General features: G+C 67.3%; 24 protein-coding genes. 11 read left to right on the forward strand and 13 right to left on the reverse strand.

The annotated features are described in order from the left end of the window. Positions 1 to 137: 137 nt before the first annotated feature. Both C1930_RS11235 and C1930_RS11240 read right to left on the reverse strand, forming a co-directional pair. On the reverse strand, positions 138 to 467 hold the full coding sequence (locus tag C1930_RS11235; protein WP_199912356.1) for a DUF3817 domain-containing protein: 330 nt from the start codon (positions 465 to 467) through the stop codon (positions 138 to 140). Positions 468 to 573: 106 nt separating this feature from the next. After that, positions 574 to 1491 carry a TIGR03571 family LLM class oxidoreductase gene (locus C1930_RS11240; RefSeq protein ID WP_108771775.1) on the reverse strand — a complete coding sequence of 306 codons (918 nt, stop codon included), beginning with the start codon at positions 1489 to 1491 and terminating at the stop codon, positions 574 to 576. 55 nt (positions 1492 to 1546) lie between these two features. On the opposite strand from C1930_RS11240, the gene C1930_RS11245 reads away from it, so the two are divergent. Next, positions 1547 to 2005 (forward strand): GNAT family N-acetyltransferase, encoded by a 459-nt coding sequence (locus C1930_RS11245; RefSeq protein ID WP_108771776.1) that lies wholly within the window; start codon positions 1547 to 1549, stop codon positions 2003 to 2005. A 9-nt stretch (positions 2006 to 2014) separates the two neighbouring features. On the opposite strand, the gene C1930_RS11250 is transcribed toward C1930_RS11245, so the two are convergent. Beyond that, positions 2015 to 2776, reverse strand: coding sequence for an SDR family oxidoreductase (locus C1930_RS11250; RefSeq protein WP_108756369.1), 762 nt, complete (start codon positions 2774 to 2776; stop codon positions 2015 to 2017). Positions 2777 to 2881: 105 nt separating this feature from the next. Between C1930_RS11250 and C1930_RS11255 the strand changes: the two genes are divergently transcribed. Together C1930_RS11255 and C1930_RS11260 are read left to right on the forward strand one after the other, a co-directional pair. Continuing rightward, on the forward strand, positions 2882 to 3796 hold the full coding sequence (locus tag C1930_RS11255) for a LysR family transcriptional regulator (protein ID WP_108771777.1): 915 nt from the start codon (positions 2882 to 2884) through the stop codon (positions 3794 to 3796). A gap of 100 nt (positions 3797 to 3896) precedes the next feature. Next, the gene (locus C1930_RS11260; protein WP_234412648.1) at positions 3897 to 5411 is read left to right on the forward strand and encodes a thioredoxin family protein; all 1515 of its coding nucleotides are present in this window, start codon (positions 3897 to 3899) and stop codon (positions 5409 to 5411) included. A 405-nt stretch (positions 5412 to 5816) separates the two neighbouring features. Here the strand turns inward: C1930_RS11260 and C1930_RS11265 are convergent, their stop codons facing one another. Continuing rightward, a complete protein-coding gene (locus C1930_RS11265) occupies positions 5817 to 6047 on the reverse strand; it encodes a cytoplasmic protein (RefSeq protein ID WP_108756372.1) in 231 nt (76 codons plus the stop codon). Beyond that, a complete protein-coding gene (locus C1930_RS11270) occupies positions 6044 to 6859 on the reverse strand; it encodes a YggS family pyridoxal phosphate-dependent enzyme (RefSeq protein WP_108771779.1) in 816 nt (271 codons plus the stop codon). Before C1930_RS11270 ends, C1930_RS11265 begins: the two co-directional genes overlap by 4 nt. Before the next feature lie 96 nt (positions 6860 to 6955). Between C1930_RS11270 and ptsJ the strand changes: the two genes are divergently transcribed. From ptsJ to C1930_RS11295, 5 genes are all read left to right on the forward strand, one after another. Further along, the gene (gene ptsJ / locus C1930_RS11275) at positions 6956 to 8263 is read left to right on the forward strand and encodes a transcriptional regulator PtsJ (protein ID WP_108771780.1); all 1308 of its coding nucleotides are present in this window, start codon (positions 6956 to 6958) and stop codon (positions 8261 to 8263) included. 51 nt (positions 8264 to 8314) lie between these two features. Beyond that, positions 8315 to 9067 carry a gamma-glutamyl-gamma-aminobutyrate hydrolase family protein gene (locus C1930_RS11280; protein ID WP_108771781.1) on the forward strand — a complete coding sequence of 251 codons (753 nt, stop codon included), beginning with the start codon at positions 8315 to 8317 and terminating at the stop codon, positions 9065 to 9067. A 73-nt stretch (positions 9068 to 9140) separates the two neighbouring features. After that, positions 9141 to 9770: a superoxide dismutase gene (locus tag C1930_RS11285; RefSeq protein WP_108771782.1), complete on the forward strand. Its 630-nt coding sequence runs from the start codon at positions 9141 to 9143 to the stop codon at positions 9768 to 9770. After that, positions 9767 to 10345: a flavin reductase family protein gene (locus C1930_RS11290; protein ID WP_108756377.1), complete on the forward strand. Its 579-nt coding sequence runs from the start codon at positions 9767 to 9769 to the stop codon at positions 10343 to 10345. The genes C1930_RS11285 and C1930_RS11290 overlap by 4 nt, the downstream gene beginning before the upstream one ends. Then, a complete protein-coding gene (locus C1930_RS11295) occupies positions 10342 to 10680 on the forward strand; it encodes a hypothetical protein (protein ID WP_108756378.1) in 339 nt (112 codons plus the stop codon). Before C1930_RS11290 ends, C1930_RS11295 begins: the two co-directional genes overlap by 4 nt. Positions 10681 to 10684: 4 nt before the next feature. Here the strand turns inward: C1930_RS11295 and C1930_RS11300 are convergent, their stop codons facing one another. Both C1930_RS11300 and C1930_RS11305 read right to left on the reverse strand, forming a co-directional pair. Next, on the reverse strand, positions 10685 to 11839 hold the full coding sequence (locus tag C1930_RS11300) for an acyl-CoA desaturase (protein ID WP_108771783.1): 1155 nt from the start codon (positions 11837 to 11839) through the stop codon (positions 10685 to 10687). 12 nt (positions 11840 to 11851) lie between these two features. Next, the gene (locus C1930_RS11305; RefSeq protein ID WP_234412649.1) at positions 11852 to 12922 is read right to left on the reverse strand and encodes a ferredoxin reductase; all 1071 of its coding nucleotides are present in this window, start codon (positions 12920 to 12922) and stop codon (positions 11852 to 11854) included. Positions 12923 to 13014: 92 nt separating this feature from the next. Between C1930_RS11305 and fabR the strand changes: the two genes are divergently transcribed. Beyond that, positions 13015 to 13674, forward strand: a complete 660-nt coding sequence (fabR, locus tag C1930_RS11310) for an HTH-type transcriptional repressor FabR (protein ID WP_108753290.1) — start codon at positions 13015 to 13017, stop codon at positions 13672 to 13674. Positions 13675 to 13989: 315 nt separating this feature from the next. Here the strand turns inward: fabR and mntR are convergent, their stop codons facing one another. Then, positions 13990 to 14451, reverse strand: a complete 462-nt coding sequence (gene mntR, locus C1930_RS11320) for a manganese-binding transcriptional regulator MntR (protein WP_108749814.1) — start codon at positions 14449 to 14451, stop codon at positions 13990 to 13992. A 116-nt stretch (positions 14452 to 14567) separates the two neighbouring features. On the opposite strand from mntR, the gene C1930_RS11325 reads away from it, so the two are divergent. Next, positions 14568 to 15899, forward strand: coding sequence for an Nramp family divalent metal transporter (locus C1930_RS11325; RefSeq protein ID WP_108771785.1), 1332 nt, complete (start codon positions 14568 to 14570; stop codon positions 15897 to 15899). Between the two features lie 273 nt (positions 15900 to 16172). Here C1930_RS11325 and C1930_RS11330 read toward each other — a convergent pair whose 3' ends face one another. From C1930_RS11330 to C1930_RS11345, 4 genes are all read right to left on the reverse strand, one after another. Next, complete coding sequence (locus tag C1930_RS11330) at positions 16173 to 16499, reverse strand: thioredoxin family protein (RefSeq protein ID WP_108756383.1); 327 nt, start codon at positions 16497 to 16499, stop codon at positions 16173 to 16175. After that, complete coding sequence (locus C1930_RS11335) at positions 16471 to 16938, reverse strand: flavodoxin (protein ID WP_325051542.1); 468 nt, start codon at positions 16936 to 16938, stop codon at positions 16471 to 16473. The genes C1930_RS11330 and C1930_RS11335 overlap by 29 nt, the downstream gene beginning before the upstream one ends. Positions 16939 to 16963: 25 nt before the next feature. Continuing rightward, positions 16964 to 18004 carry a ribonucleotide-diphosphate reductase subunit beta gene (locus tag C1930_RS11340; RefSeq protein WP_108749818.1) on the reverse strand — a complete coding sequence of 347 codons (1041 nt, stop codon included), beginning with the start codon at positions 18002 to 18004 and terminating at the stop codon, positions 16964 to 16966. Between the two features lie 72 nt (positions 18005 to 18076). Then, positions 18077 to 20440 carry a ribonucleoside-diphosphate reductase subunit alpha gene (locus C1930_RS11345; protein WP_108756385.1) on the reverse strand — a complete coding sequence of 788 codons (2364 nt, stop codon included), beginning with the start codon at positions 20438 to 20440 and terminating at the stop codon, positions 18077 to 18079. 428 nt (positions 20441 to 20868) lie between these two features. On the opposite strand from C1930_RS11345, the gene C1930_RS11350 reads away from it, so the two are divergent. Beyond that, positions 20869 to 21846 carry a zinc-binding dehydrogenase gene (locus C1930_RS11350; RefSeq protein WP_108756386.1) on the forward strand — a complete coding sequence of 326 codons (978 nt, stop codon included), beginning with the start codon at positions 20869 to 20871 and terminating at the stop codon, positions 21844 to 21846. Positions 21847 to 22025: 179 nt separating this feature from the next. Here the strand turns inward: C1930_RS11350 and betT are convergent, their stop codons facing one another. Continuing rightward, on the reverse strand, positions 22026 to 24005 hold the full coding sequence (gene betT, locus C1930_RS11355) for a choline BCCT transporter BetT (RefSeq protein ID WP_108756387.1): 1980 nt from the start codon (positions 24003 to 24005) through the stop codon (positions 22026 to 22028). Positions 24006 to 24065: the final 60 nt, after the last annotated feature.

Raw genomic sequence — 24065 nt, forward strand, 5'->3', positions numbered from 1 at the left:
AAAGGAGCGCGGGCGCCTTGTGGGCCCGTCTGGCGCGGCACCGTCAGGCGTGCATCCAGCCTTCAAATGATAACGGCTCGTATTTGCATTTGATACCCATTCACTTGAATGGGACAGCAACGTGCGCTTGCGCAGGCTCAGCCGACGCTACGCGCCGACAGCAGGCCCCGGCGGCGGAACCACCATTCCAGCGGCAGCGTGACCAGCGGCGGAATCGCCGCCAGCAGGGCCAGCCCGGTGGCCCACCACGGCCAGCGCAGGCGCAGCGCCGCCAGCAGGCTGACCGCCACGTAGACCAGGAAGGCCCCGCCATGTAGCGGACCAAACAGCTTCACCAGCGCCACAGTGTCGGCGGGGCCGTACTTCAGCCACATGCCCAGCAGCAGCCCGGCCCAGGTGAGCGCCTCGATGAAGGCAACGATGGCGAACGCGCGCCCGAACGGGTGCAGGGGGGAACGTGGGGTCACGAAAGGCTCCGGGCCGGGGAATCAAACGCGAATGATACGCAGATGCGAACGCCGGCAGGAACCCGCCGTGCCGGGTAGCGCCGGGCCGTACCCGGGGTTCGCACCCTCACAGCCCGACCGACGCGATTTCCTCAAGCACCGCCTGCACCGGCCGCCCGTTGTCGACCAGGTTGAACATCACATGCGCCACGCCCTGCGCATGCACGCGCTGCAGATACGCCTGCAGACCGTGGCGGCCCACTTTCATGCCCAATGGCAATGGCGTGGCCGGCGCGTGCGGATCGGCCTGCAGATCCAGCTGCATCGATTGCACGAACGGCTTGGCGGCGCCGGCCTGGGCCAGCGCCTGTTGCCACAGCCCGATGCGGCCTTCCTGTGCGCCTTCTTCGCGGTGATAGGTGGCCCAGCCCTCGGCGTCGCGTGCGATCCACTGCAGGCTCTGCCGCGCCGTGCCCACCACCAGCATGGGAATACGCTGCTGCGGCGGCGGCAGTACCGCAAAGCCACCGGTGGCATCGGCCAGTTCGGCCTGCGCATGCGCGTCGGGCGACAGCGCCGCGCGCAACACCCACCAGCGCTGGCGGAACGCCGCACCGCGATGGTCCAGGTCTTCGCCGAACGCGGCGAACTCTTCCGGGCGGTCACCCGAACCCAGGCCGAGGATGAAGCGCCCCTCGCTGATCCGGTCCAGGCTGCGCGCGGCCTTGGCCACATGCAGCGGATGCCGCAGCGGCAGCACGATGGCCGCGGTGCCCAGCCCAATGCGCTCGGTGGCACCGGCCAGCGCTGCCAGCCACAGGAACGGATCATCGAGTGCGCTGGCCGTCGCATCCGGCCCCTGCGGCACCATCAGCGGCACATCGCGCGCCCATAGCGCGGCAAAGCCCAGATCGTCGGCCAGCCGTGCATGCGCACGTGCGCTGCGCAGGTCGGCCAGACCGTGCGCGGCCAGCGGGGTCATCAGGCCCAGACTGAGGCCCTGCGATGGAAACACCCGCGCATGGGCGGCATTGAAATCGCTCATGCAGGCAGCTTAGCGTGGCAGGCTGACCACCACGCCACCACAGGAAGAACACTGCATGCACAGGATCCGCCCCGCCCTCGCCCAGGACACCCCGGCGATCAGCGCCGTGTGCATGGCCGCGTTCGAACAGGCGGTGGCGCCCACCCTGAGCGACCAGGGTGTCGCGACGTTTACTGCGGTGGCCGCGCCTGCCGCTTTCGGCGATCGCCTGCAGGGCGACAACCACATCCTGGTGGCCGAACAGGACGCGCGCATCGTGGGCGTGGTGGAACTGAAGGAGGGCCGGCACCTGACGATGTTGTTCGTGGCCCCGGCCTGCCAGGGCAAGGGCATCGGCCATGCGCTGCTGCAGGCGGTACTGCCGCACCTGCGCACGCCGCAGATGAGCGTCAGCGCGTCACTGAATGCCGTGCCCACCTACCAGCGCTACGGCTTCGTGCTGGATGGCGAAGTGGCCGAATCGCACGGACTGGTCTACCAGCCGCTGACCCTGGCCGCCCCGCCCCGGCACTGAGCGCGCTGATCAGACGAACATGCCGCCGGACGCTTCCACGCGCTGGCCATTCACCCAGCCGGTGGCCGGCGACAGCAGCGCCACCACCACCGGGCCGATGTCATCGGGCAGGCCGGCGCGGCCCAGCGCGGTGATCGACGACACCATGGCATTGGTCTGCGCATCGTCGCGCACGCGGCCGCCGCCGAAGTCGGTCTCGATGGCGCCCGGCGCCAGCGTGTTGGCGCTGATGCCACGCGCGCCCAGTTCGCGTGCCAGATAGCGGGTGAACACTTCAATGCCGCCCTTCATCATGGCGTAGGCGGAACTGCCGGGCAGCGAGAAGCGCGCCAGCCCGCTGGACACGTTGAGGATGCGACCGCCATCGGCGATCAGCGGCAGCAGCGCCTGGGTGAGGAAGTACGGGCCCTTCAGGTGTACGGCCACGGCGTTGTCGAACTGGGCTTCGGTGGTGTCGGCAATCGGCGCGTACAGGCCCTCACCGGCATTGTTCAACAGGCCCTGCAGCGCCGTGGCACCCCAGCCCTGCAGCACGTTCTGCAGTTGCGTGGCGAAGGCGGCGAAGCCAGCGCTGTCGGCCATGTCCAGCGGCAACGCGGCGGCACGACGGCCCAGGGCCTGGATCTGCTGCACGACCTGTTCGGCCGCGTCGGCCTGGGCGCGGTAGGTAATGACGATATCGGCGCCATCGGCGGCCAGCGCCAAGGCGGCGTTACGGCCCAGGCCGCGGCTGCCGCCGGTGACAAGGACAACACGGGAGGAAGACGTCATGACGGTGCACCTGGTTGAGGAGGAAGTGGGACCAGACTATTGGGATTGCCGGGCGCCATAAATCGCGCGATCCTGATTTGACTGTTCAACCTGGCCAAACAATCCATGGACCGCCTTGATACCCTGCGGGTCTTCCTGCGCGTGGCCGAGCTGGGCTCGTTCACCCGCGCCGCCGACGGCCTGGGCCTGCCCAAGGCCAGTGTGTCCCAGGCGATCCAGCGCCTGGAGGCTGAACTGGGCACCCAGCTTCTGCACCGCACCACCCGCCGCGTTCACCTGACGGCCGACGGCACCCAGCTGCAGCAGCGTGCGCACGATCTGCTGGACGACATGGAGGAACTGCAGGGCCTGTTCCGCCGCCAGACCAGCGAACTGAGCGGGCGCCTGCGCGTGGACATGCCCGGCGGGCTGGCGCGCAACCTGGTGATTCCGCAGCTGCCGGCCTTCCTGGCCCAGCACCCGGCGCTGGAAGTGGAACTGAGCGCGACCGACCGCCGCGTGGATGTGGTGCGCGAAGGCTTCGACTGCGTGCTGCGGGTCGGCAGCCTGGACGACAGCAGCCTGGTGGCGCGCCCACTGGGCCACATGCACATCGTCAACGTGGCCAGCCCGGCCTACCTGGCCGCGCGCGGTGTGCCGCGCGAACTGGCCGACCTGGACCAGCATGCGCTGGTGCATTACGTGGGCACGCTGGGCCAGCGCTCGCCGGGGTTTGAATACTTCGATGGCCAGCAGTACCGCAGCTGGCCGATGCGCGGCGCGCTGACGGTGAGCAATGCCGACGGCTACAGCGCCGCCGCACTGGCCGGGCTGGGCATCATCCAGGTGCCGGAAATGGGCGCCCGCCAGGCGCTGCGCGAGGGCCGGCTGGTACAGGTGCTGCCCGACTGCGTGGCCGAGCCGATGCCGGTGAACCTGGTCTATGCGCAGCGCCGACATCTGCCCCGCCGCGTGCAGGCCTTCATGCACTGGCTGGCCGGCCTGCTGGCCGACGAACTGCAGGCGGCGCGGGCCCCCTGACCCGCATATGCCGGCAGGCACGGCCGTCATGCCCAAACTGCATCAACCGCAGGGGGCGGCCTTCCTACAATGCGCTATTCCCCCAACGGACCGCCCGCCGATGCGCACTGCCCTTTCCGTACTGCTGCTCGCCTCGGCACTGAGCGCCTGCTCACCCGCGCAGGCCCCGGTTGCTTCGGCCAATGCGGCCAGCGCCGCGCCGGCCACGGCCATCGCCTGGCGCCAGGGCGACGTGGACGATGCCTTCAATGAAGCAGCCGAAAGTGGCAAGCCGGTGCTGCTGTACTGGGGCGCGGCGTGGTGCCCGCCGTGCAACCAGCTGAAGGCCGGGCTATTCAAGGATCCGGCCTTCATCGCCCTGACCGGAAAGTTCGTGCCGGTCTACCTGGACGGCGACGAGGAAGGCGCGCAGGCCTGGGGCGAGCGCTTCGGCGTGCGCGGTTACCCCACGCTGATCGTGCTGGACCCGCAGCGCAATGAGATTACCCGGGTGGCCGGCGGCAACGATGCGGCCGAACTGACCCGGGTGCTGACCGTGGCCGCCGGTCGCCGCAGCGCGGTGGCCGACACCCTGGCCACCGCACTGGCCACGCCCGCCAGACTGGGCGCAGAGGACTGGCAGGTACTGGGCGACTACGGCTGGGAAGTGGACGCCAACAAGCTGGCCGGCACGCGCAGCAGCACGGATGTCTTGAACGCACTGGCCGCCGCCGCACCGGAGCCTGCGTTGCAGCGCCGCTTCGCGCTGCTGGCACTGGCCACGGCCGAGACGCCGCGCAGCGCCCCGACCGCCACCCGCGAACTGCTGGAGGCCGTGCTGGCACAGCCGGCCGAGGTGCGCCGCAATCGCGAACTGCTGGGCTATGCCGGTGCCAAACTGGTGAAACTGGCCAGCGCCGGCCCCGCCACCGAGCAGCGTCTGGGCCAGCAGCTGTTGGTCGCGCTGGAGCGCGCCGACGCCGCCCAGGGCAACCGCGCCGACGATGCCCTGTCGCGTGCGCTGACCGAACTGGCATTGGCACGCCAGCAGCAACCCGAAGGCGCGCTGCCGCCCACGCTTGTGGCGCAGGTGAAGCAGCGCGTGGCCGCCGCCGATGCCGCCGCCAGCGATGCCCACGCACGCCAGGCCACGATCAGCAGCGCGGTATACGCCCTGCGCCAGATCGGCGATGACGCCGGTGCCGAGGCGCTGCTGTTGGCCGAGATCAAGCGCAGCGAGCAGCCCTACTACTACATGCCCGAACTGGCCGAACTGGCCGAGCAACGCGGCGACACCGCCGGTGCGCTGGAATGGCTGAAGCGCGCCTATGAAGGCGCACAGGGCCCGGCCACGCGCGTGCAATGGGGCGTGCTGTACGTGGAAGGCCTGCTGCGGCTGGCGCCCGAAGACGCGCCGCGCATTGAACAGGCCACCGATGCGTTGATTGCCGAACTGCAGGGCCAGCCGTCGGGCTACCACCAGCGCACGCGGCAGCGCTTCGAGCGGCTGGCGGCGCAGTTGAAGACCTGGAGCGGCAAGCACCAGGGCGCGCAGACCCTGGCCCGCCTGCAGCAGCGCATGCAGCAGGCCTGCGGCGAGCAGAGCGACAGTGCGTGCCGGAATTGGTTGAGCTGAGCGATCACGGCGTGTCCACCAAGATGGACACCTGCCGACAGATTGAGCGGTAGCGCCGGGCCATGCCCGGCGAGCATCCGGCGATCACCGCGTGTCCACCAAGGTGGACACCTACCGGCGGATCGACCGGTAGCGCCGGGCCATGCCCGGCGAGCATCCGGCGATCACGGCGTGTCCACCAAGGTGGACACCTACCGGCGGATCGACCGGTAGCGCCGGGCCATGCCCGGCGAACGTGCGGCGATCACGGCGTGTCCACCAAGGTGGACACCTACCGACGGATTGAGCGGTAGCGCCGGGCCATGCCCGGCGAACGTCCGGCCATCACGGCGTGTCCACCAAGGTGGACACCTACCGACGGATTGAGCGGTAGCGCCGGGCCATGCTCGGCGAGCCCAGCCGTTGTCAGGTCAGGTCGATCGCTCTGAACTGCAGCTCCCGGTAAAGCACCTTGATGCCTTCGGCAGACGCCTCGACCAGTCGCTTTTCGTCGTAGCTCGCCAGCGTCTCGACCCGATAGTCCGCGCTCAAGCGGTCCACCAGCTCCCGTAGCTCCTCCCGGCGGGTGGCCGTTCCCGTTTCAAAGTGCCCGAGCAGGCGATCGCCCCGGTACAGGTTCAGTCGGTACACCGTCATGCCCCGCTCCCCTCGCCATCAGAAGGCCAGTAGTGGGAATCAGGCGTGGCGCGCGCGCCGAAAATGGCCTGGCCGACGCGCACAACCGTGGCGCCTTCTTCAATGGCGATCTCGTAATCGCCCGACATCCCCATGGACAACTCCTGCAGTGACACCCCGTCGATCGCCTCTTGCTGCAGGCGCTCTCTCAGCTGCCGCAGGCGGATGAAGCACGGACGCACCTGTTCGGGTTGCGCCGAGAGCATGGCCAAGGTCATCAAGCCCCGCACGCGCAGCGAACGGTAGGGTGCCAACTGGCGCAGGAATCCCGGCACGCTGTCGATGTCCAGCCCGTACTTGCTGGCTTCACCTGACGTATTGACCTGCACGAAGACGTCCAGGCCGCGCCCCTCGATCTGCAGCCTGCGGTCCAGCGCTTCGGCCAGTTTCAGGCTGTCCAGTGCCTGGAACTCATCGGCGAACCGGGCGACCACCTTGGCCTTGTTGGTCTGCAGATGGCCGATGATCGACCACTTCAACGCCGGCAGATCCTGCGTCGCTTCCCATTTCGCCACTGCCTCCTGGACCTTGTTCTCGCCCAGCATCCGGCAGCCCGCCGCAAAGGCGCGGCGCACGGTGGCCTCCGGCTTGGTCTTACTGACCGGCAGCAGCCTGACGCTGGCCGCGTCGCGCCCAACGCGCAGGCAGGCCGCGTCGATCCGGGACTGCACCGTGGCCAGGTTCGCCACGATGTCCTGCACCGAGGTCGCCTCGGGCCACAGACCGTGGAGGTCGTGCCGTGTGGCTGTCTGTGGGTTGCCGCCAGTCGTCATTCAATGCCTCACGTGGGGTGGTTGCCGCTTCGCGCCCTGCGCGACGGCTTCCGTGCTATTGTCCTAGGCCAATAAGCTATCACGTCCCAGGACACTGTGGAAATCGTAGGCACCTCGGCTGCGGCCATCTTCGAAAGCGTTCGTGGCCTGGTCCAGGCGGGGCAGCTGCGGGCCGGGCAGGAGCTGCCGACGGTGCGGGATTTGGCGGCCGCGCTGGGCGTGAACCGCAATACGGTTTCCAGCGCCTACAAACGCCTGGTCAGCGCCGGGGTGGCGACCACACAGGGCCGCCTGGGCACGACCATCCGTGATCCGATGCGCCTGGGCGAAGCCGAGGGGACCGTTCCAGGATGCAGGTTGACCGACCTGGCCGGAGGCAACCCGAACCCAGAATGGCTGCCGGACATCGTGCAGGTGCTTGGCCAACGGCCCCAGCCGCCTGCGCTGTACGGGGCGCCGGCGGTGCATCCGGAGCTGGAAGCGCTGGCCACCGCGTGGATGCAGGGCGACTGCCCGCCCGCGTTCCAGATGGACATCACCGGGGGCGCGGTAGACGCGGTGGAGCGGCTTCTCGCCTGCCATCTGGTGCCCGGCGACAAGGTGGCCGTTGAGAACCCCTGCTTTGTCAGCAGCGTGAATACCCTGCGCGTGTCGGGTCTGCAGCCATTCCCTGTCGGCATGGATGCCGAGGGCATGATCCCGGCGGCGCTGGAGGAGGCACTTGCCCGCGGGGCGCAGGCCGTGATCCTGACGCCCCGTGCGCAGAACCCCACGGGATGTTCGCTTGGAGCTACGCGCGCGACCGAGATCCGGGACGTACTGTCACGCCATCCCAATGTCCTGGTGATCGTTGACGATCACTTTGCATTGCTCGCAACTAACGACTATTTCGATGTGATTCCTGCCGATGCGCGGCGCTGGGCGCTGGTCAGGTCCGTCTCGAAAGCCCTGGGCCCCGATCTGCGCGTGGCCCTTGTTGCCAGCGACGTGCAGACCTCCAGCCGACTGCGGCTTCGATTGGCTGCCGGCGCCCACTGGGTCAGCCATCTGCTGCAACAGGCGGTGATCGGCTGCCTTGGCTCGCCCACGGTCAACGCCCAGGTTGCAGCCGCACGCGACGACTACGCGAAAAGACGCTACCGATTGGTCCACCTTCTGCACGACCGCGGTATCGGCACCGCTACGTCCAGCGATGGGCTGAACGTCTGGATTCCCCTTGAAGCCGACAGCCAGCCGTTGGTCATCGAACTGGCCAAGCACGGCTGGCTGACCCGAAGTGGCGAGTCGTTCGGGGTGCAGGCGCCGTCGCATGGCCTGCGCCTGACCATTTCCTCCCTCGCACCCGATGATGCGGCGCGTTTTGCCGATGACCTGGCCGCTGCAATGCAACGTCTCGCGTTGTAGCGCGCCGTCCTTGCCCCCACCCCACACGCCGCTCAACCCAGGACGCCACCGATGCAGGTTCACTTTGTCATCCATGAAGCCTTCGAGGCGCCCGGCGCGTATGCGCAATGGGCCGACAGCAGGGGCCACGGAACAAGCTTCACTCGACTGCATGCGGGCGATCAGCTGCCGCCCGATGCCAACGCCCACGACATGCTGATCGTCATGGGCGGCCCGCAATCCCCGGCGACGACCCTCGACGAGTGCCCGCATTTCAACGCCGCAGCAGAGACGCACCTGATTGCAGCGTTTGCCGCGGCGGGCAAGCCGGTGCTGGGCGTCTGCCTGGGCGCGCAGTTGATCGGCGAAGCGCTGGGTGCTTCCTTCGAGCACAGCCCGAACAAGGAAATCGGCACGTTCCCGATCACCCTGACCGCCGCAGGGCGTGCCAACCCGGCGTTCGCCCACTTCGGCGACACGCTCGACGTTGGCCATTGGCACAACGACATGCCCGGCCTGACCGCCGATGCCACGGTGATCGCCCAGAGCGAAGGCTGCCCGCGGCAGATCGTGCAGTACGGCCCCTTGGTGTATGGCTTCCAATGCCACATGGAGTTCAATCGCGAGGTGGTTGCGCTGCTGATTGCCGCGTCCACGCAGGAGCTCGACGCCTTCCGTCCATCGCGCTTTGTCCAGCAGCCGGCCAAGCTGCTGGCGCAGGACTACGCGGTCATGAACGAGGTCCTCTTCACGTTCCTGGACAAGCTCGAAGCCGCGTTCGAAGGTAGCGCCGGGCCACGCCCGGCGACCGCAGGCGATGCTTGACCTCAACCAACGTTGAGGTGCGATAACAGTGCTCCCTCGGCCAGACACCTGGCCACCCACGGAGACTGTTGCAATGCCGTACTCGCTTCCCGCCCTGCCCTACGCCTACGACGCGCTGGAACCGCACTTCGATGCGCTCACCATGGAAATCCACCATGGCAAGCACCACCAGACCTACATCAACAACCTCAACGCAGCCCTGGAACAGGCCGGGCTGCCGGCCACGCCGGTGGAAGACCTGATTGCCGATCTGGAGGCCCTGCCCGAAGCGCTGCGCCCGCCGGTCCGCAACAACGGCGGCGGCCATGCCAACCACAGTCTGTTCTGGTCGGTACTGAGCCCGGCCGGCGGCACCCCCGGCGCCGCCGTGGCCGCAGCGATCGAACGCGACCTGGGTGGATTCGATGCTTTCAAGGACGCCTTCAGCAAGGCCGCGCAGTCCCGCTTCGGCAGCGGTTGGGCGTGGCTGACCAGCGATCGCAGCGGGCGGCTGCAGATTGAAAGCAGCGCCAACCAGGACAACCCGCTGATGGGCGCGGCCGTGGGCCTGTCCGGCAACACGCCCATCCTGGCGCTGGATGTCTGGGAGCACGCCTACTACCTGCACTACCAGAACCGTCGCCCGGACTATATCGGCGCTTTCTTCCAGATCATCCACTGGGCCGAAGTGGAGCGTCGCTACACACAGGCGATGCACGCATGAGCGCCGAAGGCATGCCCTATGCCGGGCCGTGGGCGGGGGTCTACCCCGCCGCGGCCGTCCAGCCGTCGGTCGCGCTGGCACCGCGCGCCCTGCGGCGGTTGCTGGGCCACTACCCCACCGGCGTGGCCATCGCCACCACCCGCGACGCGCGCGGCAAGCTGCACGGCCTGACCATCAACTCGTTCGTGCCGGTTTCGCTGCAGCCGCCGCTGGTGTCGTGGACCCTGGCACTGCACGCGCACAGTTTGAAGGCCTTCCAGCGCGCACCGCAGTTTGCGATCAGCGTGCTGGGCGCGCACCAGGTGGCGCTGGCACGCCAGTTCGCCGACCCACTGGTGCGCGATCGCTTCGAAGGCGTGCCGCTGCTGGATGAGGAAGACGGCCTGCCGCCGCGCATTGCCGGCGCGGTGGCACACCTGGTCTGCAGCCGCCACGCGCACTGGCCGGTCGGCGACCATCTGCTGCTGGTGGGCCGCGTGCTGCAGGCCAGCGACGCCGACCAGGCCCCGCTGCTGTTCCATCGCGGCCGCTTCCAGGCCGGATCGCTGCAGCCCGTGTTCGAGGTCATCCCATGAACGTGCAGGCCCTGGAAGCGCTGTTGGCCGCGGGCAAGGACAGCGCGCTGCTGCGCTTCGGCCTGGGCAAGGGCTGGCTGGATGCCGGTGACGCGCTGCGCGCGGCGATGCATCTGGGCCGCTGCGTGGCCTTGGACCCGCAGTATTCGGCCGCGTGGAAGCTGCTGGGCAAGGCGTGGCTAGCCGGTGGCCAGCCGGGCGCTGCGCGCGCCGCCTGGGAACGTGGGCTGTGCGTGTCCGGCAGCAAAGGCGACCAGCAGGCGCAGCGGGAAATGCAGGTGTTCCTGCGCCGCCTGGACCGCGCCGGCGGCGCCGCCCAGGGGCAGGCGGGCTGAGCGATCAACCCGCGTTGGCCGGTGCCGGGCTGGGCGGCGACAGGATGTCGGCCAACGGCATACGACGCGGCTTGCTGGGGAAGGCATGGCGCAGGATGCGCCAGACCACCTGGCCGAACTGGCGCGGCAGCGAGCCGTTGTTGTAGTGCTGGCCGTAGCGGCGGCAGATGTCCTTCACTTCCTTGGCAATGGTCGCGTAGCGGTTGGCCGGCAGATCGGGATAGAAGTGGTGCTCGATCTGGTGGCTCAGGTTGCCCGACAGCACGTTGATGATGAAACCACCGCTGATGTTGGACGAGCCGCGCAGCTGGCGCAGGTACCAGTGGCCGCGCGATTCATTGCGCAGGCATTCCTTGGGGAAGGTTTCCGATTCGGCGGTGAAATGGCCGCAGAAGATGATGACGTAGGTCCAGATGTTGCGCAGGCCATTGGCCACCAGGTTGCCCAGCATCACCGGCAGGAAGAACGGGCCGGCCAGCAGCGGGAAGAACACGTAGTCCTTCAGCACCTGGCGCAGCATCTTGCGCGCCACCGGGCGGGTCTGCAGCCACATGGCGCGGCTGCTGATGCGGCCCTTGAACCAACGGCCCAGGCGCAGGTCCTGCGCGGCAACGCCCCACTGGAACAACAGCGCGAAGATCGGCGCGATGATCGGCTGCAGCAGGTAGAACGGCTTCCAGCGCTGTTCGGGGAAGATGCGCAGCAGGCCGTAGCCGATGTCATCGTCCATGCCGCGCACATTGGTGTAGGTGTGGTGGCGGAAATTGTGGGTCTTGCGCCAGTTGTCACCGGTGGCGACGATGTCCCATTCGTACGTGTTGCCGTTGAGCTTGGGGTCGCCGGTCCAGTCGTACTGGCCGTGCATCACGTTGTGGCCCAGCTCCATGTTTTCCAGGATCTTGGCCAGCGCCAGCAGCAGCGTGCCGGCGATGCAGGCCGGCCACAGCAGCGGCGCCCAGAACAGCGGCGAGAACGCGCCCAGGAACAGCAGGCCACGACCGAGCACGCCGGACCAGCGCACGGCAGCAGCCACGCGGCGGATGTAGCGGGTGTCGGACGCGCCCAGGCTGCCGATCACACGGTCGCGGATCGCGTCGAGTTCCCTGCCGAAGGCATCCATCTCCACGGGGCTCAGGGCACGGTCAGTAGCGCGGGTCATGGCAACGGTTCCTCAGAGATCCAAAGTCAGGTCGGTGGTCGGCGCACTCACGCAGATCCGTACCGGGGCGGCCGGGCCAGACTGGGTTTCGCCGGTGCGCAGGTGGCGGGTGCCGCCACTGACGCCTTCGCAGGTGCAGGTATTGCAGATGCCCATGCGGCAGCCGTGCTTGGGCTTGATGCCCTGCGCTTCCAGGCTTTCCAGCAGCGAGCGGTTGCGCGGTACTTTCAGCTGGCGGCCGCTGCGGGCCAGGGTCAGGGCCACTTCGCCCTCGCTGTCGGCGCCGGTGATCGGCGCCGGCGGGGTGAAGGCCTCGGCCTGGAAGCCGGCCACCTGGTGGGCCAGGCGCGCACGCGCGGCGGCGACGAAACCGTCCGGGCCGCAGGCCAGCACATGGCGCTGGGCCAGCGGGGTGTCATCGCCGGGCACCATCAAGGTGTGGCGGTCGATGCGCGCGGCCGGGGCATCGCCCTCGCGGGTGGTGAGCAGGTGCACGCGCAGGTTCGGGGTGGCCGCGGCCAGCGCCTGCAGTTCGTCACGGAACTGCTGGGTTGCCGCCGTGCGTTCCCAATAGAACAGATCCACCGGCGCGGCCAACGGGCGCTGGCAGGCCTCGCGCAACAGGCTGCGCATGGGGGTGATGCCGCTGCCGGCGGCCAGCAACAGCACCGGCGCCGCGGCGGGCATGTGGAAATCACCGAAGGCGGCATCCAGGCGGAACAGATCGCCCGGGCGCGCATGCTGCAGCAGGTGCTGGCTGACCTGCCCGCCTTCCACGCCTTTGACGGTAATGGCCAGTTCGCGGCGCCCGATCATCGTCGGGCTGTAGCTGCGGCGCAGGATGCGCCCACCCAGCTCCACGCCCAGGGTGATGTGCTGGCCGGCACGCATGCCCTTCCAGTGCCGGTTGCAGCGCAGGACCAGGGTCGTGGCGCCCTCCCCGGCCGGTTCACGCCGCACCAGGCGGGCCAGGGGCTCGCGCAGGGTCCACAGCGGATTGAGCTGGCCCGCCCAGAAATCGAACAGCGACGGCGACAGCCAGCGGTACGGAGAGAACAGGGACGGACGGATGACAGCGCTCATGGGGCCACTATACGGGCGCACATACACCTGTGTATACATGTGTATATTGAACCGGATTGGGTATGATTCAGCCTTGTCCCTCCGGAAGTCCCATGGCCGCTGCCACCGCCCTGACGCCGCCCGAAGATGCCAACAGCCCGGCCCGCCGTACGGTGAGCCGCGAGGACCTGTTGGCCGCCGCGCTGAAACTGATCGGCCCGCATCGCAGCCTGTCCACGCTCAGCCTGCGCGAAGTGGCGCGCGAAGCCGGCATTGCGCCCAACAGCTTCTACCGCCAGTTCCGCGACATGGACGAACTGGCCGTGGCGCTGATCGACGTGGCCGGGCGCTCGCTGCGCACCATCATCGGTGAGGCCCGCCAGCGCGCCACCTCCAGCGCGACCAGCGTGGTGCGGGTGTCGGTGGAAACCTTCATGGAACAGCTGCGCGCCGACGACAAGCTGCTGCACGTGCTGCTGCGCGAGGGCGCGGTGGGATCGGACGACTTCAAGCACGCGGTGGAACGCGAGCTGCACTACTTCGAAGAAGAGCTGCAGCACGACCTGGTGCGCCTGGCCGCGCTGGATGGCGCCAAGCTCTACAAGCCCGAACTGGTGGCCACCGCCATCACCCGGCTGGTGTTCGCCATGGGCGCTACCGCCATGGACCTGCCGCCGGAAAAAGACCCGGAACTGATCGAACAGATTTCCACGATGATCCGCATGATCATCGTCGGCGCCCGCAGCCCGGCCGCATTCCGCCGCGGCCGGTAGGTCCACGCCATGCGTGGATGAAATCTGTCAGATATCGAATGAATTCATCCACGCATGGCGTGGATCTACTGTGTCGCCCAAGGTCGACACCCACCAAAGCAGAACACCCTTCCAACAGCTCGCGGGAAACTGTCGAAGGCGGGGTGGGTCCGGTTGAGGGGGCGTGAGCGCCATGGATGGCGCGACCGAGGCTACATGGATGTATTTACGCCGCCCCCCTCAACCGGACCCACCCCGCCATCCCACGGATAGCCGCCTTTTGCCGTTGCCGTTGATCTGCAGCGGGTGCAGGGCTGCAAGCCCTGCGCACAAACCTCAGCCTTCGGCCTTGCGCACGAAGGCTTCGAACAGCGCCAGGGTCTGTTCGCTCACATGGTGCTCGATGCCCTCGGCATCGCGGCGGGCGGTATCCGGATCGACACCCAGCGCCAGCAGGAAGCGCTCCACCGTCTGGTGGCGCTGGCGACTGGCGTGGGCCAGCGCCTCGCCTTCCGGGGTCAGGAACACGCCACGGTAAGGCCGCTGTACCACCCAGCCATCGCGCGCCAGCCGGCGCAGCATCTTGGCCACGGTGGGCTGGGCCACGCCCAGGCGGGTGGCGATATCGACCTGGCGGGCTTCACCGCCGTCGGCCAGCAGGTCGGAAATCAGCTCGACATAGTCTTCCACCAGCTCCATCCGGTGCGCCTCGCGCACCTGGCGGAAGCTCTCGACCTGGCGCTCGGCCTCGATCAAGGGGGTGGCTTTTGCCGTTGTCGGATCGTCCTTCCTGCGCACGCGTCTGCCCGCCCTTCCAGTCATGCCTGTATTCGAAGCTGAATTCTGGACCAGTGACACGGTAAAGACGATTGTTTCACATTGCTAATCGGTATAGCAGTGGCTATATTGCACCCATGAGCACTGTCGCGCAAACCGACTCCCCGGCCGCCCCTGCGGCCAGCCTGGGCGCGCTCAACGCGTCGGTGGCCGTACCCGACAAGGGCCATTGGTGGTTCCGCCTGCTGGCCTTCATCGGCCCGGGCTACATGGTGTCGGTCGGTTACATGGACCCGGGCAACTGGGCCACCGACCTGGCCGGCGGCTCGCGCTTCGGCTACCTGCTGCTGTCGGTCATCCTGATTTCGAACCTGATGGCGGTGATTCTGCAGGCGCTGTCGGCGCGGCTGGGCATCGCCACCGGCATGGACCTGGCGCAGGCATGCCGCGCGCGCTATCCCAAGCCGGTGAACCTGGCACTGTGGGCGCTGTGCGAGGCGGCGATCATCGCCTGCGATCTGGCCGAGGTGATCGGCACGGCCATCGCTCTGAAGCTGCTGTTCGATCTGCCGCTGCTGTGGGGTGCGGTGATCACCGCGCTGGACACGCTGCTGGTGCTGCTGTTGATGAATCGTGGCTTCCGCGCGCTGGAAGCGTTCGTGATCGCCCTGCTGATGATCATCTTCGGCTGCTTCCTGGTGCAGATCGCGCTGGCCGCGCCCCCGGTGATGGAGGTGCTGGGCGGCTTCATTCCGCGCGCGCAGGTGGTGACCGATCCGCACGCGCTGTACATCGCCATCGGCATCATCGGCGCCACCGTGATGCCGCACAACCTGTACCTGCACTCGTCCATCGTGCAGACCAGGGCCTACCCGCGCACCGATGAAGGGCGCCGCAGTGCACTGCGCTGGGCGGTGACCGACAGCACCATCGCGCTGACCCTGGCGCTGTTCATCAACGCCAGCATCCTGATCCTGGCCGCGGCGGTGTTCCATGCCAACGGCCGCCTGGATGTGGAAGACATCGAGCAGGCACATCAACTGTTGGCACCGATGCTGGGCGTGGGCCTGGCATCGACCCTGTTTGCGGTGGCCCTGCTCGCCTCGGGCCTGAATTCCACGGTGACCGCCACCCTGGCCGGGCAGATTGTGATGGAAGGCTTCCTGCGCCTGCGCCTGCCGCCCTGGCTGCGGCGGCTGATCACCCGCCTGCTGGCGATCATTCCGGTGGTGGTGGTGATCGTGCTGTTCGGCGACCAGGGCACGGTGAAACTGCTGGTGCTGAGCCAGGTGGTGCTGTCGATGCAGCTGCCGTTCGCGATCATCCCGCTGGTGCGCATCGTGACCGACAAGGCCACGATGGGCGCCCTGGTGGCACCGCGCTGGCTGGGCGGCACCGCGTGGGTGATCGCACTGCTGATCGTGGGCTTGAACGTGAAGCTGCTGCTGGACACCTTCGCCGGCAACTGATTCGCCGGGGTCGGATCCCTTGCCGCAGGCAAGGGCTCTGACCCCGGTTGATCGGGTTTACAAACGCCGCCGGGCACGGGCCGGCGCTACCGATGCAGCGGCCGGTAGATCCACACCATGCGTGGATGCGCCTGTAGAGTCGAGCCATGCTCGACTGATCGGCCATCGCGCGAAGGGCAGTCGAGCATGGCTCGAGTCTACAAAAGCGGGTGCGCCCGTTGCGGGGTCGGAGCCCTTGCCTTCGGCAAGGGATCCGACCCCGGCCGATTGGGGTTACAGATGCTGTGCGATCGCGGCTTCAATCTGCTGCGGCGACTGGAAACCGGGCAGGCGCGCGCGCTCGTCGCCGTCACGGAACAGCGACAACGTGGGCGTCTGCCGCAGGCCCAACTGGCGGAAGAAGGCTTCACCGACCGCTTCCAGCTGCACCCGCAGCAGGGTTGTGCCCTGCCCGGCCGCGCTGGTGGCCACCCGATGCAGCGACATGTCCAGCATGCGGCAGCCGGGGCAGTCGTCCTTGTGGAAATCCACCAGCACCCGGGGGTGCTCGGCCAGCAACTGCTGGAACTGTTCAGGCGTGGTGGCGTTGATGATCTGCATCGGCGGTACTCCAGTAATGCGCCAGGACCGCGGCGGTCCATTCGGCGATGGCAGCGGCATGGCGCTCACCATGCGGCATCTGTTCAATCCGCAGCGGCGGATAAGTGCTGTTGAAATAGCGGATCAAGCGCTGCACGGCGCCGCAGTAGTACTCCTGCCCCCACTGCGTTTCACCGGTGCCGAACACCGCCACCTGCGCCGGCCGCTGCCCGCGTTCGGCAGTGGCGGCAATCCAGGCCTTCATTTCCGATGGCGTACGCCCGGCGTTGTCGGTCCAGCTGCCCAGCAGCACCAGATCGGCCTGGTCTGCGGCCAGTGCTTCCGACGGGTCTGCGGCATCGGCCTCCTGCCAGTACACGGCGTGCCCCGCCGCGCGGCAGTGGCCGGCGATCATCCGCCCCAGTTCGCGCGTGTTGCCACTGAGCGAGGCCACCACGATCAGGATGCGCAGCGCGCCACGCGACTCACAGATCGTCGAAGCCGTTGTCGACGTTGGTCTTCTTGTAGCTTGCATTGCGCATCTCGAAGAAGTCGGTCTTGGTTTCGGTGAAGTTGTCGGCGTAGGCCTTGATCCAGGGCATCACGTTGTCGGTGGTATCGCTGTACAGCCGCTCGATGCCCAGCATGCCGGCCATCTTGTTGGCCCGGTATTTCACGTAGCGCACCATCTCGTCCACGTCGATGCCATCAATGCCGTCGAGCACTTCACTGGACCACTGGGTTTCCAGCTCGATGGCGTGCTGGAACGCCCCATGCACGTAGTCGCTCAGCTGCTGGGTCTGCAGTTCCGGGTTTTCACCGATGATGGCGCGGATCAGTTCGCTGATGAACTTGGTATGGGCCAGTTCGTCGCGGTTGATGAAGCTGATGATCTTGCCGGTGCCGGTCATCCGGTTCTGCCGCACCATGTTGTAGAAGTACGCGAACCCGGAATAGAAGTTGATGCCTTCCAGGATGGATGACTGGATGAGCGACTTGAGCAGGGTCTCGGCGGTCTTCTCGCGCATGAAATCGTCATACGCGCCCATGATCGGCGCGTTGCGCTTGATGATGGTCGGGTGGGTTCGGGCGATTTCGAAGATGCGGTTCTGGTTGGGCAGGTCGGTGATCGAGGCCAGCACGTAGCTGTAGCTCTCGTTGTGGATCACTTCCTGCTGGCCGATGATCGCCGCATTGGCATGCGCGGCCGGGTCGGTGATGTACTCGGCCACGTTGTAGATGAAGCGCGTCTGCGGTGAATCCAGCGTGGCCAGCAGGCCGATGATCGAGTCGTAGGCGTTCTTCTCGCGGCCGGACAGTTCGCCGTACTGGCGCGCGTCCAGCTTCATGTCCACCTCATCGGGAATCCAGAAGTTGGTGGAAAGCTCCTTGTAGGCGCGATAGAACGAGGGGTACGGAATGTCGTTCCAGTTCAGGATGCCGCTGGTGCGCCCGTTGATGATGCCGGTGCTGCGGTTGGGGTGGCGGGGTTCCAGGATCTTGATGCGGTCGAGCGGAGTTGCCATGGTCGTTCCTGCAAAGGTAGCGCCGGGCCACGCCCGGCGGAATGTGCGGTGGCCGCGCGATGCGCTCGCCGATCAGCTGGAGCACCACTCGCATTCGCTCACGTCGATGTCGTTGGAGCGCACGTAGTAGGTGGTCTTCAGGCCCAGGCGCCAGGCGCTCAGGTGCAGTTCCAGCAGGGTGCTGGCGCGGATGCTGCTGGGCACGTACAGGTTGAAACTGATGGCCTGGTCCACATGGCGCTGGCGGCGCGCGTTCTGCCGCACGCTGGCGAACTGGTCGACCTTGTAGGCGCCCTTTTCGTAGTACGGCCAGGTGTCCAGCGACAGCCCCGGGGCGGCGACCGGACGGCGGAAGTCCTTCTTTTCCTCGTAGTAGAACGCGCTGTAGATCGGGTCGATGGAGGCGGTGGAGCCGGCAATCTGCGCGGTGCTCATGTTCGGCGCCACTGCCAGCAGCCAGCCATTGCGCAGGCCCTGGGTGGCCACGGTCTGCGCCAGCGCATCCCAGCCGTCGCCGGCGTACTGGCGATCACGGAAGTAGCGACCGGTCTGCCAGTCGCTGCCGGCGAACATCGGGTAGCTGCCCTTCTCCTGCGCCAGCGCGGCACTGGCCTGGATGGTGAGGAAGTTGATGCGCTCGAACAGGCTGTCCGACAGTGCCTCGGCCTGCGGCGATTCCCAGTGCACGCCCTGCTGCGCCAGCAGGTGGTGCCAGCCGAAGGTGCCCAGACCGATGGCGCGGTACTTGCGGTTGGTGATGGTGGCCTGCGGAACCGGCAGGGCATTCAGATCGATCACGTTGTCCAGCATGCGCACCTGGATCGGAATCAGCCGCTCCAGCACATCGGTGGCCAACAAATCGTGCGGCGCAGTGATCGCCCGGCCGAGGTTGATCGAGGACAGGTTGCAGACCACGAAATCCCCTGCCCGGCGCGTGGTTACGATCTGGTCACCGCTGACGATCTCCTGGATCATCCGGGTGGGGCTCATGTTCTGCAGGATCTCGGTGCACAGGTTGCTGGAATAGACCATGCCCGCATGCTTGTTCGGGTTCTTCCGGTTCACTTCATCGCGGTAGAACAGGAACGGATTGCCGGTCTCCAGCTGGCTGAGCATGATGCGCTTGAACAGGTCGATGGCCTTCACCGTGCGCCGGCTGATGCGTTCGTCGGCCACCAGTTCGGCATAGCGATCGCGGAAACTGCCCTGCCCGCGCTGCTCATCGTAGAAGTCCTGCAGGTACCAGCCCTTGGCCTGCTTCACTTCGTGCGGGTCGAACAGGTACCAGTCGGCGCGGCGCTCCACCGCTTCCATGAACAGATCCGGCACGCACACGGCGGTGAACACGTCGTGCGCGCGCAGGCGCTGGTCGCCATTGTTCAGGCGCAGGTCCAGGAACGCTTCGATGTCGCGGTGCCAGATATCCAGGTAGACCGCCACCGCGCCCTTGCGCTGGCCAAGCTGGTCCACCGACACGGCCGTATTGTTGAGCTGCTTGATCCACGGCACCACGCCACCCGATGAATTGGGCACACCACGGATCGGCGCGCCGCTGCTGCGCACGTAGCCCAGGTACGCACCGACACCGCCGCCATGCTTGGAAACACGGGCGATATCGGTGTTGGAGTCATAGATGCCCTGCAGGCTGTCGTCCACCGTGTCGATGAAGCAGCTGGAGAGCTGGCCACCGACCTTGCCGGCGTTGGCCAGGGTGGGCGTGGCCACGGTCATGTACAGGTTCGACAGCGCCCAGTAGGCCTCGCCCACCAGCTGCATGCGCCGTTCGCGTGGCTTTTCGTCCTGCATCAGGTACAGGGCAATGGTCAGCCAGCGCTCCTGCGGCAGTTCGTAGACCTCGCGGGTGCGGTCGGTGGCCAGGTAGCGCGTGGCCAACAGATACAGGCCGTTGTAAGCGAACAGGCGGTCACGATCGGGATCGATCATTTGCCCGGCCTGCTGCAGTTCTTCCTTCGAATAGCAGCGCAGCACATCGTTGCTGTACACGCCGCGGTCGGCCAGGCTCTCCTGCAGGCCGACGAACGAACCGTACTTCAGCGCTACATCGTAGAAGCGGTTGCGGCTGGCGCGCTTGTACAGGCGGCGCAGGTACAGGCGGGCGGCGAACTGCTCCCATTCCGGTGCAGTCAGGTCCACGCGCGATTCGGCTTCGCGGATCAGCAGGTCGACCAGGTCGTCTGCGCTGATGCTGGGCTTGCGCTCGACCATGGCCTGCACCACGCGCCGGTAATCGGCCACGTCCAGCTGCGGGAACTCGGCGTGGATGCTGTCGATGCTGCGCTGCAGGCGCTCGGCGTCGAACGGCAGGCGACGGTTACCGGCTTCCTTGCTGATCCAGGTCGGTACCTGTTCGCCGCCGGCAGACAAGGCTTCGCCGGCGCCGGCCAGATCGGCCGTGCGATAGGGGGTGTCGTTCATGGTGGTGCGTCTCCAGGCCTGCACGCGGACAACGTGCAGCGCCGTGGCGGCCCAGAGCGCGATACCGGCGCACGGGGCTGTCGGTTGGGGATGCCCATGCGCGGGAACACCAGATCGTCGGCATGTGCCTGCGCCTGCGGCCGGTATCCGGACCGTGGGGGCGACCTGGGTCCGCACGAAGGCGGCCGCGTCGACACGGCAAGCCATCAGGGGCGGGCCGCGGGACGTCTGTTGCATCGTCCGGCGGCGGCGGCTGACCGGGAGTGACGGCCACAACATAGTGGGGATGCGGCAGATCGTCAACACAAGATGCGGTAATCACACCGCGTCGCGACGAACGGTCGCAGGATACGGTGTTGCACACACCAACGCTTGTCGCCAGCGGCGCTGGCCCCACATCAGATCTCTCTTTCCACAGGACCTTCCCCATGCGCGCAGCCCTGCACTCTTCCTTCGGCGATCCGGCCACGGTGTTGGCCGCCGGTGACGCCGACCTGCCGGTTCCCGGCCCCGGCGAGGTGCGCATCCGCACCGTACTGGCGCCGATCCACAACCACGATCTGTGGACCGTGCGCGGCCAGTACGGCTACAAGCCGACGCTGCCGGCCATCGGTGGCAGCGAAGGCTTGGGCACCATCGACGCGCTGGGCGACGGCGTGCAGGGCCTGCAGATCGGCCAGCGCGTGGCTGCCGCGTCGGTGCACGGCACCTGGTCCGAAGCGTTCATCGCCCCGGCGCGCATGGTCATTCCGATGCCCGAGGCGATTGCCGATGAAACCGCCGCGCAGTTGATCGCCATGCCGTTGAGTGCGCTGATGCTGCTGGAATACCTGCGGGTGGAACCGGGCCAGTGGGTCGTGCAGAACACCGCCAATGGCGCGGTGGGCAAGACCCTGGCAATGCTGGCCGCCGCGCGCGGCATTCCGGTGGTGAACCTGGTGCGGCGCGATGCCGGCGTGCAGGAAATGGCCGCGCTGGGCATCGCCCATGTGTTCTCTACCGCCAGCGATGGTTGGAAGGATGCGGTACGCGCGGTGCTGGGCGACGCCGGTGCCACTGCCGCGGTCGATTCGGTGGGTGGCACGGCGGCTGGCGATCTGGTGGGCCTGCTCGGTGACGGCGGCACCCTGGTGTCGTTCGGTTCGATGACCGGCGAGCCGATGCAGATTCCGTCCGGCGATGTGATCTTCAAGCAGGCCACGGTGAAGGGCTTCTGGGGCAGCAAGGTCAGCCAGGCGATGGCGGTGGAAGACAAGCGCCGACTGGTGGGCGAGCTGCTGCAGCGCGCGGCCAGCGGCGAACTGAAGCTGCCGGTGGAAGGTGTCTTCGCGCTGGACGATGTCGCCGCCGCAGTGACCGCCAGCGGCAAGCCCGGCCGCGGCGGCAAAGTGTTGCTGCGCCCCTGACCCGTGGTAGCGCCGGGCCATGCCCGGCGTTCGTGCATGACCGGTAACGCCGGGCCGCGAGCGAGGCCGTAGAGTCGAGCTTGCTCGACTGCCGTCGCCAAAAGCAGTCGAGCAAGCTCGACTCTACCAAGCATCACGCACACCGGTAGCGCCGGGCCATGCCCGGCGGCCCGGCCCCATCACCGGCTCAGATGCAGGAACTGCAGGTGCCGTTCGTACTGGCTGATGATGTCGTTGATGATCTGCTTGCGGCTGTATCCCACCAGGTCGTAATCCTGGCTGCCTTCGAACAGATGCACTTCGGCCCGGTAATATCGCTGGTTGCGCAGCTGCTGTGCGGCGAACGACGGCGTCAGGTAGCCACTCAGGATCACCCGGTACAGGAAATCCTGCTGCTCGCCGTGGTTCACGGACAATTCCATGTCGCCGGCCTCGAAGCGCGTACTCACCTCCCAGCCCTGCCCGCTCAGCTGTTCGGCCACCGCTTCCATCGCCGGCTTCACCGTGTCATCCATGAAGCGATACACCTGGTCGCGTACCGGGAAGTGCATGGCCTGGCTCAAGCGCTGGCGCCAGCCCTGGTGGTGGCGGTCATCGCCAATCAACGGCGACGGCCGGAACTGCTGCGCCCGCTCGCGGTGTGATTCGTCACTGAAGGCGCGGGTCAGGCCCCACATCATCAACAGCAGCACCGCCGAGAACGGCAGCGAGGCCAGCACCACCGCAGACTTCAACGCATCGATGCTGCCGGCCAGCAGCAGGCCGGCGGTCAGTACGGCGATCACCGTGCCCCAGAACACGCGCAGCCAACGCGGGCCGTCGTCTTCCGGCGCGCCGCCATGCGAGGACAGCGTGGACAACACCACCGCGCCCGAATCGGCCGAGGTTACGAAGAAGATGAAGCTGACCAGCACGGTCACTGCAATCACCACGCGGCTCCACGGGTAGCCGTCCAGCAGCGCGTACAGCACCGTGGGCGGGTCATCCACCGCCAGCTGCGCCAGCTGCTGCTGGCCATGGTGCAGTACCTGGTCCAGCGCGCTGTTGCCGAAGATCGACAGCCACGCCAAGGTGAACCCCAGCGGGATCAGCAGCACGCCGAACACGAATTCGCGGATGGTGCGCCCGCGCGAGATGCGCGCGATGAACAGGCCCACGAACGGCGCCCAGCCGATCCACCACGCCCAGTAGAACACTGTCCAGCCGCCCAGCCATTCCGGCCGCCCGCCGTAGGCGTAGACGTCGAAACTCTTGCCGACCACGCTGCCCAGATAGTCGCCCAGGTTCTGCATCAGGGTGCTCAGCAGGTACTGCGTGGGGCCGGCGCACAGCATGAACAGCACCAGCGCGATGGCCAGCAGCATGTTGATGTTGGCCATCCAGCGCACGCCCTTCTCCACGCCGGACACGGCCACCACCACCGCCGCGCCCATCATCGCCACCACCAGCAGGATCTGCACCAGGTTGGAATGCGGCACGTTGAACAGGTGGGTGAGGCCAGCGTTGAGGTGCAGCACGCCAAAGCCCATGTCGGCACCGATGCCGAACACGGTGGCGACGATACCCAGCGCATCCACGGTATAGCCGATGGGGCCGTTTATGCGCTTGCCGATGAGCGGGTACAGCGCCGAGCGCAGCGCCAGCGGCAGGTTGTGGCGATAGGCGAAATAGGCCATCGCCATCGCCGCCAGGGCGAACACGCCCCAACCATGCAGGCCCCAGTGCAGGAACAGCAGCTGCATGGCCTGGCGCGCACCGGCCTCGCCGGCGGCGGCATTGCCCTGTGGCGGCTGCAGGTAGTGGGTCAGCGGTTCGGAAACGCAGAAGAAGAACAGGGTGATGCTGATGCCGGCGGCGAACAGCATGCCGGCCCACGACAGATAGCTGAACTCGGGTTCGTCATGGTCGGCGCCCAGCTTGATGCCGCCATAGCGCGAAAGCGCCACGCCGACCACGAACACCAGGTACAGGGTCATGGCCAGCAGGTAGTACCAGCCCACGTTCAGCGCGGCCCAGTCCTGGGCCTTTACCAGCAGGCGGCCGGCACCCAGCGGGAACAGGCTGACAAACAGCGCGAACGCCACGACAACGATCGCCGCGAAGGCGAACACAGGCCGTAGGGTGCGCACCGGGGAAGGTTGCGGCTCCAGTGCTTCCATGGGGCGGCGGTCTCCGGTCGATCAAAGAATGAGCCGGCCGAGTCTGGCTGAACCGCAGTG

The sequence above is a fragment of the Stenotrophomonas sp. SAU14A_NAIMI4_8 genome (genome assembly GCF_003086695.1).
In the GTDB taxonomy this organism is placed as follows: Bacteria; Pseudomonadota; Gammaproteobacteria; order Xanthomonadales; family Xanthomonadaceae; genus Stenotrophomonas.

Excerpts from the sequence above, each read along its gene's own strand:
- C1930_RS11290 (WP_108756377.1), top strand. The coding sequence starts at position 9,767 with ATGAGCGCCGAAGGCATGCCCTATGCCGGGCCGTGGGCGGGGGTCTAC.
- C1930_RS11270 (WP_108771779.1), bottom strand. The coding sequence starts at position 6,859 with ATGACGACTGGCGGCAACCCACAGACAGCCACACGGCACGACCTCCAC.
- C1930_RS11260 (WP_234412648.1), top strand. The coding sequence starts at position 3,897 with ATGCGCACTGCCCTTTCCGTACTGCTGCTCGCCTCGGCACTGAGCGCC.
- C1930_RS11285 (WP_108771782.1), top strand. The coding sequence starts at position 9,141 with ATGCCGTACTCGCTTCCCGCCCTGCCCTACGCCTACGACGCGCTGGAA.
- C1930_RS11295 (WP_108756378.1), top strand. The coding sequence starts at position 10,342 with ATGAACGTGCAGGCCCTGGAAGCGCTGTTGGCCGCGGGCAAGGACAGC.
- betT (WP_108756387.1), bottom strand. The coding sequence starts at position 24,005 with ATGGAAGCACTGGAGCCGCAACCTTCCCCGGTGCGCACCCTACGGCCT.
- C1930_RS11250 (WP_108756369.1), bottom strand. The coding sequence starts at position 2,776 with ATGACGTCTTCCTCCCGTGTTGTCCTTGTCACCGGCGGCAGCCGCGGC.
- C1930_RS11280 (WP_108771781.1), top strand. The coding sequence starts at position 8,315 with ATGCAGGTTCACTTTGTCATCCATGAAGCCTTCGAGGCGCCCGGCGCG.
- C1930_RS11255 (WP_108771777.1), top strand. The coding sequence starts at position 2,882 with ATGGACCGCCTTGATACCCTGCGGGTCTTCCTGCGCGTGGCCGAGCTG.
- C1930_RS11240 (WP_108771775.1), bottom strand. The coding sequence starts at position 1,491 with ATGAGCGATTTCAATGCCGCCCATGCGCGGGTGTTTCCATCGCAGGGC.
- C1930_RS11345 (WP_108756385.1), bottom strand. The coding sequence starts at position 20,440 with ATGAACGACACCCCCTATCGCACGGCCGATCTGGCCGGCGCCGGCGAA.
- C1930_RS11325 (WP_108771785.1), top strand. The coding sequence starts at position 14,568 with ATGAGCACTGTCGCGCAAACCGACTCCCCGGCCGCCCCTGCGGCCAGC.
- C1930_RS11265 (WP_108756372.1), bottom strand. The coding sequence starts at position 6,047 with ATGACGGTGTACCGACTGAACCTGTACCGGGGCGATCGCCTGCTCGGG.
- C1930_RS11300 (WP_108771783.1), bottom strand. The coding sequence starts at position 11,839 with ATGACCCGCGCTACTGACCGTGCCCTGAGCCCCGTGGAGATGGATGCC.
- C1930_RS11305 (WP_234412649.1), bottom strand. The coding sequence starts at position 12,922 with ATGAGCGCTGTCATCCGTCCGTCCCTGTTCTCTCCGTACCGCTGGCTG.
- fabR (WP_108753290.1), top strand. The coding sequence starts at position 13,015 with ATGGCCGCTGCCACCGCCCTGACGCCGCCCGAAGATGCCAACAGCCCG.
- C1930_RS11330 (WP_108756383.1), bottom strand. The coding sequence starts at position 16,499 with ATGCAGATCATCAACGCCACCACGCCTGAACAGTTCCAGCAGTTGCTG.
- C1930_RS11350 (WP_108756386.1), top strand. The coding sequence starts at position 20,869 with ATGCGCGCAGCCCTGCACTCTTCCTTCGGCGATCCGGCCACGGTGTTG.
- C1930_RS11340 (WP_108749818.1), bottom strand. The coding sequence starts at position 18,004 with ATGGCAACTCCGCTCGACCGCATCAAGATCCTGGAACCCCGCCACCCC.
- C1930_RS11245 (WP_108771776.1), top strand. The coding sequence starts at position 1,547 with ATGCACAGGATCCGCCCCGCCCTCGCCCAGGACACCCCGGCGATCAGC.